This is a genomic window from uncultured Ramlibacter sp., assembly GCF_936925435.1.
Lineage (GTDB): Bacteria > Pseudomonadota > Gammaproteobacteria > Burkholderiales > Burkholderiaceae_C > Ramlibacter.
Window position 1 is genome coordinate 1 of sequence record NZ_CAKZHQ010000007.1, and the last position, 15,043, is coordinate 15,043.

Consider the following 15,043-nt stretch of genomic DNA (forward strand, 5'->3'; position numbering starts at 1 on the left):
GACGCTCCGCGCCCACGCAGGCGCCGGCACAGCAGTCAATGCGCACCCACCCAGCCCCACGTCCGACGGCAGCTTCCTTCAACAGCACCGGCCCGCAGCGCAGCAATGACGTGGCTTGCGCGAGGCATGCGGCCAAAACCCAATAGCGACGGGCGCGGCGAGCCGGTCGTGTTTTGGGCTTTTGCGAAATCCGGTGGCGTTGGCGGCTGCCGTCGCGCCAGTTCAGCCCCGCACCACCAGCACCTTCAGCGCCGTGCCTTCGTCCTTCAGCACGTGCAGCACGTCCAGGCCGCTGCGGCCGGGCAGGTTGATGTCGAGCACCAGCACGTCGCAGGGGCCGGCGCGGCCCGGCACGGCCGGGGCCTTCACCGTGCGCGACCAGGAGGCGGGCTGGCCCGACTTCGCGCCCGGCCTGCGGCGGCGCGTGCTGTGGCAGCACGCCGGCCAGGCCGCGGCGCACGTCGATCAGGGCATCGGGTTCGGTGTAAGGGCCCGAGGTGTCGTACAGGGTGGCCGTCTCGCCGTTGGACAGCTGGACCTCGCGCATGGGCACGCGCAGGCCGGGATGCTGCTGGCCGGGGACGTGAATCTTGCGCGAGGCGGGGAAGGGCTCGCGGGTCAGCGTCAGCAGCTGGGCGAGTTTGTCGGGAGCGTTCATCAAGCCATCCTTTCGGCGTGCCGCGGCACAGGTGCTCCGAAAGGTGTGGCAGGACGGTGGGCCCGTGGGGGGGCCAAAAGCCTGGCAGCTCTTCTTACGCCGGTACGAACCGGTTCAAGTTCACGGGTTTGGTCTTGCCATCTCAGCGACACGGCCACATGGCCGCTCGCACCCCGGAGCGAGGGGGAGTGTAGCCGCTGGTGCAGGTGTGCAAGGGCTATTTGCGCTGTTCTTGATGGCGGTCAAGCCGCCACCGCGCCTGCGCCCTCAGCCCAGCAGGCGCTCGAACACGTCCTGCCCACCCATCTGGCCGCCCTTGAGCATGAGGGCCATGCCGTCGAGCGCGGGGTCGTCGCTGTGCGCCGTGCTGACCGTGACGCCGGCGCCCAGGGTGGCGCGGCAGGACAGGCCCCACAGGCCGAGCGCCAGCGCGGTATGGCTCGATGTGTCGCCGCCAGCGATGCCGACGCGTGCCAGCGGCTGTCCAGCCTGCGCCCGCTCCAGCACGACGGCGCGCACCAACTGGGCGCTGGCCTGCGCGACGGCCGTGGCATCGCGCGTGTCGGGCACCTGGCCGTCGGCCGGTGCGGTGAAGGCCAGCACATGGCGGCCTGCCTGCAGGGCAGCGCAGACCTGGCGCACCGCTTGCGCCTGGCCGCCCGGTTCACGCAAGGCGCTGGCCGACAGGGCCAGCGGCTGGTAGGAGCGGGCCGCGCGCACCTGGGCCGCCGTGACGGGCGACAGGCTGCCGGCGAAGGTGAACACCGGCGCGCCGGCCGGCTCCAGAGGCGCAGCGGCGCTGGTTGCACCGGCGATCGTGCCGCTGGCCAGCCAGTGCGCGGCCAGGGCCTGGGCCACGCTGCTCGGCCCCACGGCCAGCAGTGGCTGCAGGCAGGCCTGCTCCCACAGCAGGCGGCCGATGTGCGGCAGCTGTGCGTCGTCAGTCAGGTCCAGCAGCACGGCGGCAGGCTGCGCCGCACCCAGTTGTGCCAGCTGGGTGCGCTGCTGCTGCGCGTCCTGCAGCCAGGCCGGCGCGTGCATGGCCGCCACCGGCGCCAGAGCCTGCAGCGCCAGATGGCGGCGCAGGTCGGCTTCAGCCATGGGCGTGACGGGATGGCGGCTCATTGTGGGATGGCGGTCGATGCGTTCCACCGCGCCGCCGCGCCCCGCTGCCGCGAACAGGTTGCTGAAAGAGCAGTAGCGCCCCAGGCTGGGCTGGCCGCCGACGATGGGCACCAGGGGGTTGGCCACGTGGCGCCGCAGCACCCGTACGGCCTTGCCTATGCTGCCGATGTCCGGTGCGCTGTCGAACGTGCTGCAGACCTTGTAGTGCAGCACAGGGGCGCGCAGCGAAGCGAAGAACGCGCCCACGGGCTGCAGCTCCGCTTCCATCGCGGCCGGGTCCATGGCCCGCGCGGCGCCGGCAATGCCGACGGCCTGCAGTGGCCCGCCCAGGGCCTGCGCCGCTGCCTGACGGCGGGCCGCATCCGGCACGCCGAGAAAGAGCAGGGCGCGCAGACCGGCCTGGTGCAGGGTGGCCAAGGTGTCGGTGGCGCCGGTGAAGTCGTCGCCGTACCAGGCGAGCAGCGGAGCCGCCATCACTTCTTGCCGAAGAAGTCGATCGAACGCCGCAGTTCTGGTGAACGCGTGGCGCGCTGCGCCAGCGTCTCGCCCTGCTGCACCGCGTCCCAGGCCTGTTGCAGGCTGGCGACGCCGGCGGCCGCGCCGTCCGGGTGGGCCAGGATGCCGCCGCCGGACATGAACAGCAGGTCGTTGCTGCGCACGCTGTCCCATGTGGCCGGCACGGTGCCCGCCCACTGGCCGTTGGAGAAGGCCGGCAGCACGCGGTCGTCGATGCCGTCAGTGAGCGGTGCCAGCGTGTCGCGCGCCGACTCGATCACCTCGTCGTCGGTCTGCGAGAACTTGCCCTGCAGACCGTGCACGTGCATGTGGTCCACACCGGCCAGCCGCCACAGCGTCTGCCAGGCCTGGAAAGAGAAGCCCAGCAGGGGATGGCGCGACAGGGCGCCGTAGCCGTTGCGGTGGCCGTGCAGCGCGAGCTGCGTGTGGCGGCGCAGGGTCTGCACCGCCGAATAGCCGCACCAGTTCAGGCTGACCATCACGCAGCTGCCGCCCTCGCTTTGCACCAGGTCAGCATGGCGGCGCATGGCGTCGGTTTCGTCGCTGATGTTGAAGGCCACCATCACCAGCTTGCCGGTCTTGTCCTGGTGGGCGCGCACGCGACGCATGACGGCCTTGACCCGCTGGGCCAGCGGCGCGTGGGCCGGGTCGGCGCAGACCTCGTCGTCCTTGATGAAGTCGACCCCGGCGGCGCACAGCTTGCCCGCCAGTTCGCCGGTCTCCTCGGCCGACAGGCCCACGTTGGGCTTGATGATGGTGCCGATCAGCGGCCGGCCCTGCACGCTGGTGAGCTTGCGCGTGCCTGCTATGCCTTGCACCGGCAGGTCGAACTGCTTGCGGTAGGAGGCTGGCAGCTTGAGCGACTCCAGCCGCAGGCCGGTCACTTCGCCCAGGTCGAACAGATTGCCCGACACGGTGGCCGCCAGCGTCGGCAGGTTGGCGCCCACGTTGGCGACCGGGAAGCTCACGCGCAGCCGCGCCCGCTGCCAGGTCTGCGGCTTGTCGAACATGCCGCGCCGCTGCATCCAGCCGTTGGGCAGGCTGGGCGCGTCGGCCGCGTCCAGCAGCTCGATGGATTCGACCGTGGCGCGGGCCCGCTCGCGCAGGGCATCGGTCTCCCCCTCGACGCGGGCAAAGGTACCGCAGGACTGTTCGCCAGCCAGCACCTCGGCCACGTGTGCGGGCTCTAGCGGCGTCTCGATCAGGTAACTGGCTTCGTAGCGGTCAGCGGTCATGGCTTACAGCGTGGCCAGGTCGGGAAAGGGCCGCACCGGGTCCTTGCCGTCCCAGCCCTGTGAGGCCTCGCGGATGATCTTGAACAGCTTGCCCTTGGGGCCGGCGACTTCCGACAGCTCCACCACCGTGCCCGGATGGCGGCCGGGATGCTGGCCGTCCTCGAAGTAGACGAAGCGGCCGTTCTCGCCGACCTCGCCACCCATGCAGACCTTGAAGCCGGCGTCCAGCGCGCGCTGCAGGTCGGCGTCGAAGTTCTCGGTCCAGTAGGCGAAGTGCTGCGCGCCCTCATGGCCGGCCTGGATGAAGTCGCGGTACATCGAGGGCACGTCGTTGCGCACCTGCAGCAGTTCGACCTGCAGGCCGCCGGCGTTGGCCAGGGCCACCGAGTTGTGCGGCTCGTAGCGCTCACCGCGGTAGCTGTAGTTCTTGATCGGCACCTTTGGGTTGTAGAACCAGGGGCCCACGCCCAGCGTGTTGGCCCAGTAGTCCATGGCTGCCTCGATGTCGGGAACCAGGTAGGCCACCTGGCGGATCTCGCCGAAAAATCTGCTCATGTCTGTTGTCCTTAAATCTTCAGGAAGCCGATGGAAATCCATGGGATGGCAGCCACGACGGCCAGGCCGCCCAGCAGTGCCAGGATGTAGCCGCCGATGTGGGGCAGGCCCTCGTCGGGATGGATCTTGCTGATGGCACAGGCGCCGTAGTAGCCCACGCCGAATGGCGGGGCGAACAGGCCGATGCCCATGGCGAAGATCACCACCATGGCGTAGTGCACCTCGTGGATGCCGACGGCCTTGGCGATGGGAAACAGCAGGGGGCCGAACAGCACGATGGCCGGGATGCCCTCGAGCACGCTGCCCAGCACCACGAAGGCCACGATGGAGATGACCATGAAGCCGATGGCGCCGCCGGGCATGTTCTTCATCGCGTTGGCCAGGTCTTGCGAGAAGCCCGACTGGGTCAGGCCCCAGGCCATGGCGGTGGCGCAGCCGACGATGAAGATGATGGCGCCGGTGAGCGAGGCGGTCTCCACCAGCATGGGCTTGAGGCGCTTCAAGTCGAACTGGCGGTGGATGAAGATGCCGACGATTACCGAGTAGACGATGCCGATGGTCGAGACCTCGGTGGCCGTGGCCACGCCCTCCACCACTGCGGCACGGATGACGAAAGGCAGGGCGATCGCTGGCAGGGCCACCAGCAGGAACCTGCCGATTTCGGCCTTGCCATAGCGCCGCACGCCCGAGAGGTCGTCGGCGCGGTAGCGCCAGGCCACCACGGCGCACAGGAAGGCGCCCACCACCACGGCCGGCAGCAGGCCGCCGGTGAACAGCGCGGCGATGGACACGCCGGTGACCGAGCCGATGGTGATCAGCACGATGGACGGTGGAATGGTTTCGGTCTGCGCCCCGGTGGCCGACAGCAGGGCCACCAGGTCGCCCGGCTTGGCGCCGCGTTTCTTCATCTCCGGAAACAGCACCGGCGCGATGGCCGCCATGTCGGCGATCTTGGAGCCCGAGATGCCCGAGACCAGGTACATCGCGCCGATCAGCACGTAGGACAGGCCGCCTTTCACATGGCCCAGCAGGCTGGCCAGGAACTGGATCATGGCCTTGGCCATGCCGGTCATCTCGATCAGCGCGCCCAGGAAGATGAACAGCGGCACGGCCAGCAGGATCAGGTGCGACATGCCCTCGTCCAGGCGGCCCACCATCACCAGCATTGGCGTCCTGGTGGTCAGCCCCAGGTAGGCAAAGGTGGCCAGCGCGAAGGAGAACGCGATCGGCACGCCGGAGAACACGCAGGCGGCCACCAGGATGACGAAGAAGATGATCAGGTTGATCTTGCCCAGCGGCGCCAGCACCGGCCCGAGCAGCCAGAACACGAGCGCCACGGCGACGGTGGCACCCACCGCGATGGCGATGTGGCGAAGTTGGTGGAAGCGGAACAGCCGCAGCAGGGCGACCACGCCCATCAGGCCCAGGCCGATGGGAATCGCGCTGGCGCGCCAGGCGTTGCTCAGTTCCATCGCCGGGCTGACCACCGGCATCTCTTCGTAGGCGTACTCGAAGGCCGGCCACATCACCAGGGCCAGGAAGGCCAGCGGGATGGTCAGCGCCAGCGCTTCGAGCAGCGCCGCCGTCGCCGGGCTGGCGCGGTTGACCAGGCCGGTCATGCGCATGTGCTCGCCGCGCCGCAGCGCCACCACAGCCCCGAGCATGGACAGCCAGAGGAACAGCACCGAGGCCAGTTCGTCCGACCAGATCAGCGGCTTGTGGAACACATAGCGGGCGATCACGCCGGCCAGCAGCACGAAGATCTCCACCAGCACCAGGCCCGCGGCGGCGGTCTCCACGGTGGCGCCCAGACCGCTATCGAGGCGGCGCGCCCAGGCGCTCAAAGGGTTGCGGGAGGGCGCCTCGGCCGGCACCGCGTCCTGCGCGAAAGAGGAATGCATGGCCAGCGTTCCGCGCGTCAGGCCAGCTTGCCCACCGATTGCTCGAGCAGACCCCAGGCTTCGTCGCCGAAACGGCCCTTCCACTCGCCATAGAAACCGGCCTCGCGCAGCTTGGCGCGGAAGCTGTCGGGGTTGGCCTTGTTGAACACCAGGCCCTTGGCCGACAGGTCGGTCACCAGGGTTTCGTTGAGCTTCTTGATGTCCTCGCGCTGCTGCATGCCGGCGTCGTTGATGGCCTTGGACACGATGGTCTTGAGGTCGGCCGGCAGGCTCTCCCAGGTGCGGCCATTGGCGATGAACCAGAAGCCGTCCCAGATGTGGTTGGACAGCGAGCAGTTCTTCTGCACCTCGAACAGCTTGGCCACCTGGATGATGGGCAGCGGGTTCTCCTGCGCATCGACGATCTTGGTCTGCAAGGCGGAGTACACCTCGCTGAACTGCAGGCTGGCCGGCGAGGCGCCCAGGCCCTTGAACATGCTGATCGACAGGGGGCTGACCGGCACGCGGATCTTCAGGCCGTCCATGTCCTTGGCGGTGTTGATCGGGCCCTTGCTGCTGGTCATCTGGCGAAAGCCGTTGTCCCACATCTTCTCGAAGGCGTGCAGGCGCATCTTGCCGATGGCGGCGCGCACATGGGCGCCGACCTTGCCGTCCATCGCACCCCAGACCTGGTTGTAGTCGCTGAAGGCGAAACCGGTGGCGTTGATGGCGGCCACCGGCACCAGGGTGGCGATCACCAGGGCCGAGGGGGTGAAGAAGTCGATGCCGCCCGAGCGCACCTGGGCCAGCATGTCGGTGTCGCCGCCCAGCTGGTTGTTCGGGAAGATCTTGATCTCGACCCGGCCCTTGCTCTCCTTGGCGATGCGATCGGCCGCCTCTTGCGCGCGCACGTTCAGCGGGTGCGTCACCGGCAGGTTGTTGCCGTACTTCAGCGAGAACTCCGCTGCGTGGGCGAAGCTGGGCAGGCTGGCCGCGATGGCGGCGGCGGGCAGGGCGCCGAACTGGCGCAGGACGGTGCGGCGGGAAGAGGTGATGCGGTTCATGTTGTCTCCGGAGTTTTGATGTGATCTGAGGTCTTCTGAGGCCTGGCCATTGTCCCGAGCCTTGGCTGGCGGTAGAGTAGGTGGGGCGAGCCGGTGCGTCAAACCGGTGGATTGATGTGTTTTGAGGGCTTTTCAAGGTGCTGCAGTGAGTCTTCCCCGCATGGACCAGGTCGCGCAGCGCGCCCAGGTGTCGCTGGCCACCGTGGACAGGGTGCTGCATGGCCGCAGCGGCGTGCGGGCCTCGACCGTGCAGCGCGTGCTGCAGGCCGCCGCCGAGCTGGGCTACGTGGCCCAGGCCCAGGCCTGGAGCGCCATGGCGCCCAAGCCGCTGCGCCTGTCCTTCCTCATCCCCGAAGGCAGCAACCGCTTCCTGCGCATGCTGGGCGACCTGATCGGCTACTCGCAGGAGCACTGGGCGCCGTTCCATGTGCGCTGCCAGGCCGAGTACATCGAGGCGTTCAATCCCGAGGCGCTGGCGCACCAGCTGCTGCGCCATGGCAAGAAGGCCGACGGCATCGCCTTCATGGCGCTGGAGCACCCGGTGGTGCGCGAGGCGGTGGCCGAACTCGCGCAGCAGGGCGTGCCGACGGTGACCCTGATCTCGGACCTGTCGAATTCGCGCCGGGCCGCCTATGTGGGGCTGGACAACCGGGCTGCGGGCCGCACGGCCGCCTACCTGATCGCCCGCTTCATGGGGCCGGCCACACGCCGCGCCAAGGTGGCGATGATCGCCGGCTCACTGAGCTACCGGGCCCATGAGGAGCGCGAGGCGGGCTTTCTGCACCTGTTCCAGGAGCAGTACCCCGGCGTGCAGGTGGTGGGCCTGCGCGAAGGGCATGACGATGCGGAAAAGAACCGCCAGCAGGCCCGCGCGCTGTTCGAGCAGCACGGCGACCTGGCGGCCCTGTACAACATCGGCGGCGGCGCCGAGGGCATAGGCCGGGCCATCCACGAGGCTGGGCTGGCGCGCAAGCCCATCTTCATCGGCCATGGCCTGACCCCCGACACGCGCGCGCTCCTGATCGACGGCACCCTGGATGCGGTGATCACGCAGAACCCGCAGGGCGCTGTAATGAGTTGCGTGCGTATCTTCGCCAACCTGCGCGATGGCCGCGAGCCACACAGCGGTGTGGAGCAGGTGCGCAGCCAGGTGATCTTCCGCGAGAACCTGCCCTGAGTGCGGGCAGTGGGCCGCGCCCGCGCCGCCGGGTGCTCAGTCTCCCAGGCCCGGGGGCGTGAGCACGGTGGGCTGGGGATCGGGCGCCGCGGCCGGGTAGTCGCGGCTGAAGTGCAGGCCCCGGCTCTCGTGGCGGGCCTGGGCCGACTTGACGATCAGTTCTGCCACCGTCACCAAGTTGCGCAGCTCCAGCAGATCGCGCGTGACGTGGAAGGCGCCATAGAACTCCTGGATCTCTTCCTGCAGCAGGCGGATGCGGTGCTGGGCACGCTCCAGGCGCTTGTTGGTCCGCACGATGCCCACGTAGTCCCACATGAAGCGGCGCAGCTCGTCCCAGTTGTGCGAGATCACCACCGACTCGTCGGCGTCGGTGACGCGGCTCTCGTCCCAGGCCGGCACCAGGGGCGGTGGCGGCAGCGGGGTGTCCAGGATGTCGTGGGCGGCCGAGCGGGCAAACACCATGCACTCGACCAGCGAGTTGCTGGCCAGGCGGTTCGCGCCATGCAGGCCGGTGTAGGCCGTCTCGCCAATCGCATGCAAGCCGGTCAGATCGGTGCGCCCCAGCAGGTCGGTGTGGATGCCGCCGCAGGTGTAGTGGGCGGCGGGCACCACCGGAATCGGCTCCTTGGTGATGTCGATGCCCAGTTCCAGGCAGCGCGCATGCACATTGGGGAAGTGCTCCAGGATGAAGGCCGCCGGCTGGTGCGAGATGTCCAGGTAGACGCAGTCCAGGCCGTGCTTCTTCATCTCGAAGTCGATGGCGCGGGCGACGATGTCGCGTGGCGCCAGCTCGGCGCGCGCGTCGTGCGCCGGCATGAAGCGCGTGCCATCGGGCAGCTTGAGTTGGCCGCCTTCGCCGCGCACCGCCTCGGTGATCAGGAAGCTCTTGACGTGCGGGTGGTACAGGCAGGTCGGGTGGAACTGGATGAACTCCATGTTCGTCACCCGGCAGCCGGCGCGCCAGGCGGCGGCGATGCCGTCGCCGGTGGCGGTGTCGGGGTTGGTGGTGTACAGGTAGACCTTGCCGGCGCCGCCGGTGGCCAGGATGGTGTGCGGCGCCGTGAAGGTCACCACCTCGTCGGTGCGCTCGTCCAGGGCGTACAGGCCCAGGCAGCGGTCCACCGGCAGGCCGCCGCTGGCCGAGCGGCTGCCGAATTTCTTGCCGGTGATCAGGTCGACCAGGGTGTGGTGTTCCAGGATGGTGATGTTGGGCGTCTTGCGCACCTGCTCGATCATCGTGCGCTGCACCGCGGCGCCGGTGGCGTCGGTGACGTGGACGATGCGCCGGGCGCTGTGGCCGCCCTCGCGCGTCAGGTGCAGGTGGCCGTCTTCCTGCGAGAAGGGCACGCCCAGCTGGCGCAGCCATTCAATGGACTCGGGCGCGTGCTCGACGACGAAGCGCGTGGCCTGCGGGTCGGACAGGCCGGCGCCGGCCACCAGGGTGTCGTCCACGTGGGAGTCGAAGGTGTCGCCTTCGCCCATGACGGCGGCGATGCCGCCCTGGGCCCAGCCGCTGGAGCCGTCGCTCATGGCGCGCTTGGTCAGCACCGCCACGCGGTGGGTGGGCGCCAGGTGCAGGGCGGCCGACAGGCCGGCCAGGCCGCTGCCGACGATCAGCACATCAAAGTCTTGGGCGATGGGATTCACAGGGGTCATGAAAAACAACTTTCAGCCGCCTGCGCCTCGGGGCTCAGGCGGGGGCGTAGGCCAGGCGGACGTAGATGGGGGCGTAGGCCTCGGCCTGGGTCAGTTCGATCAGGGTTTCCTTGGCCAGTTCCAGCATGGCGATGAAGGTGACGATCAGCACCTGCACGCCGCGCGTGAGCTCGAACAGCTCCTCGAACTCGACAAACTTGCGGCCTTGCAGCCGCTTGAGCACGATGCTCATGTGCTCGCGCACCGACAGTTCCTCACGGGTGATCTTGTGGTGCTGGACCAGCTTGGCGCGCTTGAGGATGTCGCGCCAGGCTTCCTGCAGGTCGACCACGTTGACGTCGGGAAAGCGCGGCTGCAGGGACTGCTCGATGTAGACCTGGGCGCGCAGCACGTCGCGGCCGACCTGGGGCACCTGGTTCAGGCGGGCGGCCGCCAGCTTCATCTGCTCGTACTCGAGCAGGCGGCGCACCAGCTCGGCGCGCGGGTCTTCGGGCTCCTGGCCCTCGGCCACCTTCTTGGGCGGCAGCAGCATGCGCGACTTGATCTCGATGAGCATCGCCGCCATCAGCAGGTACTCGGCCGCCAGTTCCAGGTTGCGGTCGCGGATCTGTTCCACATAGACCAGGTACTGGCGCGTGACCCCGGCCATGGGGATGTCCAGGATGTTGAAGTTCTGCTTGCGGATCAGGTACAGCAGCAAGTCCAGTGGCCCCTCGAAGGCCTCGAGGAACACTTCCAGCGCGTCCGGCGGGATGTACAGGTCGGTCGGCATGGCGAACAGCGGCTCGCCATAGAGGCGGGCCAGCGCCACCTGGTCCACCACCTGGGGCATGGCCTGGAGCACGGGCGCGGCCGGCTCGGGAAGCGTGGTGTCGGTGCTGTCGCTCATGGAATTGCTATGGATTCAGGAGCATGAGACGTCCATCCCGCAGGGGCTGGAGCTTGATTTACCCCTGAAAAAGGCTCAACTGCCGCTGCCGTAGACGTAGGGCTTTTGCGGCACCCGCGCGTCTTTCCACTCGCTCTGGGCCTGGCGGTCCAGGCTCTTGTCCCACCAGATGGCGCGGCCGGCCCGCTGGCGCGCTTCCAGGTCGGGCTGGGCGGTCTTGAGCTGGTCGATGAACTGGGTGACGTCCGAGCTGTAGTCGGGGCGGCGGAAGATCTTGATCAGGAGGGACATGGGTTTGGGGCCTTTGCGGGCATTTTACGGCCCTGGGGGGGCGCTCAGATCGCGGCGTGGGCCGAGGGCTGGCTAGTTTCCAGTTCCTGGTCGAAACCGGCCCGCTCCATGGTGTGGCGCGGCTGCTCCTGCAGGTTCTCCAGGCGCAGCGTGCCGCCGCGCAGCAGAACGGCGCGGTGCAACTGGCGCAAGGCGTCCAGGCCGGAGCTGTCCAGGTGCACCAGTTGCAGCGCGTCCAGCACCACCTCTGGCGCGGACTGGCCGTTTTCCACTGCCTGCACCAGCAGGTCGATCTTCGCCACGGCGCCAAAGAACAAGGCCCCGTACAGCCGGTAGTGCAGCACGGCCGGGTCGGGGTCGACCATGCGCTCCACGCTGAACAGCGAGCTCATGCGCCGCACAAAGAGGATGCAGGCCAGCAGCAGGCCGACCTGCACGGCCACCGTGAGGTCGAACACCACGGTCAGGAAGAAGGTGCCCAGCATCAGCAGGCGGTGGTGCCGGCTGTAGTGGCCCAGTCGGACGAACTCCTTCCACTCGCCCATGTTCCAGGCCACGTACAGCAGGATGCCGGCGAGCACCGCCAGCGGCACGTGCAGGGCCAGCGGCGCGGCTGCCAGCACGATGACGGCCAGCGTGGCGGCGTGGACGATGCCGGCCACCGGGCTGGTAGCACCGGAGCGAACGTTGGTGACGGTGCGGGCGATGGTGCCGGTGGCCGGCATGCCGCCGAAAAACGGCGTGATGAAGTTGGCCAGGCCCTGGGCCATCAGCTCCTGGTTGGGGTCATGGCGGGGCAGGTGGCTCAGCTGGTCGGCCACCCTGGCACACAGCAGGGACTCCACAGCCCCCAGCAGGGCGATGGTCAGGGTGGGGGTGAGCAGCAGCTTGACCGTCTCCCAGGAGAACTCGGGCAGGGCGAAGGCCGGCAGGCCCTGCGGGATGGCGCCAAAGCGCGAGCCTATGGTTTCCACCGGCAGGTCGAGCGCCCAGGCGAACAGCGTCATGCTGGCCAGGGCGACGATGGGGCCGGGCATGCGGGCATTGATGCGCGCCGCCTGGCGCAGGCCCGGCAGATCCAGCGCGGCCTGGATGGGCGAGCGGTTGCTCCACAGCCGCGGCCACAGGAACAGGCCGGCCACGCTGACCGTGCCCAGGGCAAAAGCATAGGCGTTGAAGCTTTCCATGTGCTGGGCCATCACCTTGAGCTGGGTGAAGAAGTCGGCCGGCATCCTGGCGATGTCCAGGCCCAGCCAGTCCTTGATCTGCGAGCAGGCGATCAGCACGGCGATGCCGTTGGTGAAGCCCACCACGATGCTGACCGGCACATAGCGCACCAGCCGGCCCAGCCGCAGCAGGCCCATGGCAAACATCAGCACGCCGGCGCAGGCCGTGGCGATCAGCAGATTGGGCAGGCCGTAGCGCTCGACGATGCCGTAGACGATGACGATGAAGGCGCCGGCCGGGCCGCCGATCTGCACGCTGGAGCCGCCCAGAAGGGAGATCAACAGCCCCGCGATGATGGCCGTCCACAGGCCGGCCTCGGGCTTGAGGCCCGAGGCGATGGCAAACGCCATGGCCAGCGGCAGGGCGACGATGCCCACGGTGATGCCGGCCCCCAGGTCGCGCGCGAAGCGTTCGCGCTGGTAGCCCTTGAGGGCCGAGAGCAGGCGGGGATGGAAGGGTGCGAGGGCGGCCGGCAGGTGCATCGCCGGCTCGTCTCTTTCAGTTGCTGCTGGGGAGGACCAGATCGGCGGTGGCGCCGATGGCCTTGCCGGTGAGCCGCACCGTGCCGACGGCGGCATCGGCCGCCAGGCCCACGCCGCTGGCGGCGACGCTCACCGCCGTGCTGCCCACGGCCACCACGGCGCAGCCACCCAGCAAGCTGGAGGACAGCAGGACGAGAACCGTGGCAAGCCGCAGCATCAGCGCACCTTCATGCCCGGTTGGGCGCCGGGCCAGGGTTCCAGTATATGGATGCCGGGCGCCGCTTTCTCATCGGCGTGGCTCGCAGCCAACACCATGCCCTCGCTGACGCCGAACTTCATCTTGCGCGGCGCCAGGTTGGCGACCATCACGGTGAGCTTGCCGATGAGGTCCTGCGGTTTGTAAGCGGAGGCGATGCCGGAGAAGACGTTGCGGTTCCTGCCCTCGCCCACGTCCAGCGTCAGGCGCAGGAGCTTGGTCGAGCCTTCGACGGCCTCGCAGTTGACGATTTTTGCGATGCGCAGGTCGATTTTTGTGAAGTCGTCGATGGAGATGGTGGGGGCCAGTTCCTCGCCGCCGGGCAGGGTCTTTTCGGGTTCCGGCTCGGCCGGGGGCTCGAACAGGGCGTCCAGCTGCTTGACGTCGACGCGCTGCATCAGGTGCTCGTACTTGCCCACGGTGTGGCCGGTGCCCAGCGCCGTGGCGGCGTTGTCCCAATCGAGCGGCGCGCATTGCAGGAAGGCCTCGGCCTGCGCCGCCAGCTGCGGCAGTACAGGCTTGAGGCAGGCGGTCAGCAGCTTGAACATCTCCAGGCAGTAGCTGCCGACGGCGGCGGCTTCATCGGCCTTGCCTTCCTTGGTCAGCTTCCAGGGCGCGGCGGCGTCGAAGGCGGTGTTGACCAGGTCGGCCGCCGCCATGATCTCGCGCAGCGCACGGGCGTAGTCGCGCGACTCGTAGAGCGATTTGACGCTCTGCGCCAGCGCCGCGGCATCGACGGCCGCCAGTGCCGGCGAGGCGACCAGCGTGCCGCCAGGCACGAACTTGACGGCGCGGCTGGCGATGTTGACGTACTTGCCGATCAGGTCGGCGTTGACCCGGGCCATGAAGTCTTCCGGGTTGAAGTCGATGTCCTCGTTGCGGCCATTGAGCTTGGCCGCGAGGTAGTAGCGCAGCCACTCCGGGTTCATGGCCAGGCCCAGGTACTTGAGCGGGTCCAGGCCGGTGCCGCGGCTCTTGCTCATCTTCTCGCCGTTGTTGACGGTGAGAAAGCCGTGGACGAAGACCTTGTTGGGCACCTTGCGGCCGCTGAAATGCAGCATCGCCGGCCAGAACAGGGTGTGGAAGGTGATGATGTCCTTGCCGATGAAGTGGTACTGCTCCACATCGGGGTTGGCGATGAAGCTGTCGTAATCGACGCCGATCTTCCCCAGGTAGTTCTTCAGCGAGGCCAGGTAGCCCACTGGCGCGTCCAGCCAGACATAGAAGTACTTGCCCGGCGCGTCCGGGATCTCGATGCCGAAGTAGGGCGCGTCGCGGCTGATGTCCCAGTCGCCCATGGCGGTGTTGCCGTCGGCGTCGGGCGTGAGCCACTCGCTGATCTTGTTGAGCACCTCGGTCTGGACGGCGCCGCTGGTGGTCCATTGCTTGAGGAAATCCAGGCAGCGTTGGTCGGACAGTTTGAAGAAGAAATGCTCCGAGCTCTTGAGCACCGGCGCGGCGCCCGACAGGGCCGAGTAGGGATTGATCAGGTCCGTGGGGCTGTAGACCTTGGAGCAGACCTCGCAGTTGTCGCCGTACTGGTCCTTGGCGTGGCAGTTGGGACACTCGCCCTTGATGAAGCGGTCGGGCAGGAACATGCCCTTTGCCGGGTCATAGAACTGCTCGATGGTCTTGCTGGAGATCAGGCCGCTGGCCTTGAGGTCGCGGTAGATCTGTTGCGCCAGCTCGTGGTTCTCAGGCGCGTCCGTGCTGTGCCAGTTGTCGAAGGCGATGGAAAAACCGTCCAGGTACTCCTTGCGGCCGGCGGCGATGTCGGCGACGAACTCCTGCGGCGTCTTGCCGGCCTTTTCGGCGGCGATCATGATAGGCGCGCCGTGGGCGTCGTCGGCGCAGACGAAGTGCACCTGGCTGCCCTGCATGCGCTGGTGCCGCACCCAGATGTCGGCCTGGATGTACTCCATGATGTGGCCGATGTGGAACTTGCCGTTGGCGTAGGGCAGGGCGGTGGTGACAAAAAGCTGGCGCTGTGCGGGCATGGGGACTTTCCGGGGGAGCCGGAGATTTTAGTTGG

At 68.3% G+C, this 15,043-nt stretch carries 12 protein-coding genes, 2 pseudogenes and 1 riboswitch; of the genes and pseudogenes, 1 reads left to right on the forward strand and 13 read right to left on the reverse strand.

Annotated elements, in window-relative coordinates:
* Positions 1-231: 231 nt before the first annotated feature.
* From Q0632_RS06620 to Q0632_RS06650, 7 genes and pseudogenes are all read right to left on the reverse strand, one after another.
* A pseudogene (locus Q0632_RS06620) lies at positions 232-336 on the reverse strand (DNA-binding response regulator); the annotation flags it as partial.
* A 100-nt stretch (positions 337-436) separates the two neighbouring features.
* A pseudogene (locus tag Q0632_RS06625) lies at positions 437-658 on the reverse strand (phosphomethylpyrimidine synthase ThiC); the annotation flags it as partial.
* 74 nt (positions 659-732) lie between these two features.
* Positions 733-844, reverse strand: a riboswitch (TPP riboswitch).
* A gap of 81 nt (positions 845-925) precedes the next feature.
* On the reverse strand, positions 926-2,257 hold the full coding sequence (locus tag Q0632_RS06630) for a four-carbon acid sugar kinase family protein (protein WP_298926092.1): 1,332 nt from the start codon (positions 2,255-2,257) through the stop codon (positions 926-928).
* Complete coding sequence (locus Q0632_RS06635) at positions 2,257-3,534, reverse strand: ribulose-bisphosphate carboxylase large subunit family protein (protein WP_298926095.1); 1,278 nt, start codon at positions 3,532-3,534, stop codon at positions 2,257-2,259. The genes Q0632_RS06630 and Q0632_RS06635 overlap by 1 nt, the downstream gene beginning before the upstream one ends.
* 3 nt (positions 3,535-3,537) lie before the next feature.
* Positions 3,538-4,089, reverse strand: a complete 552-nt coding sequence (locus tag Q0632_RS06640) for a VOC family protein (protein ID WP_298926097.1) — start codon at positions 4,087-4,089, stop codon at positions 3,538-3,540.
* 11 nt (positions 4,090-4,100) lie between these two features.
* Complete coding sequence (locus Q0632_RS06645) at positions 4,101-5,990, reverse strand: TRAP transporter large permease subunit (RefSeq protein WP_298926099.1); 1,890 nt, start codon at positions 5,988-5,990, stop codon at positions 4,101-4,103.
* 17 nt (positions 5,991-6,007) lie between these two features.
* Positions 6,008-7,033, reverse strand: coding sequence for a TRAP transporter substrate-binding protein (locus Q0632_RS06650; protein WP_298926102.1), 1,026 nt, complete (start codon positions 7,031-7,033; stop codon positions 6,008-6,010).
* A gap of 160 nt (positions 7,034-7,193) precedes the next feature.
* Between Q0632_RS06650 and Q0632_RS06655 the strand changes: the two genes are divergently transcribed.
* Positions 7,194-8,210 (forward strand): LacI family DNA-binding transcriptional regulator, encoded by a 1,017-nt coding sequence (locus Q0632_RS06655; protein ID WP_298926256.1) that lies wholly within the window; start codon positions 7,194-7,196, stop codon positions 8,208-8,210.
* Positions 8,211-8,246: 36 nt separating this feature from the next.
* On the opposite strand, the gene nadB is transcribed toward Q0632_RS06655, so the two are convergent.
* The 6 genes from nadB to metG form a co-directional block, all read right to left on the reverse strand.
* The gene (gene nadB / locus Q0632_RS06660) at positions 8,247-9,866 is read right to left on the reverse strand and encodes an L-aspartate oxidase (RefSeq protein ID WP_298926105.1); all 1,620 of its coding nucleotides are present in this window, start codon (positions 9,864-9,866) and stop codon (positions 8,247-8,249) included.
* Positions 9,867-9,900: 34 nt separating this feature from the next.
* Entirely contained in the window at positions 9,901-10,755 is an 855-nt protein-coding gene (locus Q0632_RS06665) for a ScpA family protein (protein WP_298926108.1), read from the reverse strand.
* Between the two features lie 75 nt (positions 10,756-10,830).
* Positions 10,831-11,046 (reverse strand): DUF3460 family protein, encoded by a 216-nt coding sequence (locus Q0632_RS06670; RefSeq protein ID WP_298926111.1) that lies wholly within the window; start codon positions 11,044-11,046, stop codon positions 10,831-10,833.
* Between the two features lie 44 nt (positions 11,047-11,090).
* Positions 11,091-12,755, reverse strand: coding sequence for a SulP family inorganic anion transporter (locus tag Q0632_RS06675; protein WP_298926117.1), 1,665 nt, complete (start codon positions 12,753-12,755; stop codon positions 11,091-11,093).
* Between the two features lie 16 nt (positions 12,756-12,771).
* Positions 12,772-12,972 carry a hypothetical protein gene (locus tag Q0632_RS06680; protein WP_298926120.1) on the reverse strand — a complete coding sequence of 67 codons (201 nt, stop codon included), beginning with the start codon at positions 12,970-12,972 and terminating at the stop codon, positions 12,772-12,774.
* Complete coding sequence (gene metG / locus Q0632_RS06685) at positions 12,972-15,008, reverse strand: methionine--tRNA ligase (protein WP_298926122.1); 2,037 nt, start codon at positions 15,006-15,008, stop codon at positions 12,972-12,974. The genes Q0632_RS06680 and metG overlap by 1 nt, the downstream gene beginning before the upstream one ends.
* Positions 15,009-15,043 lie beyond the last annotated feature (35 nt).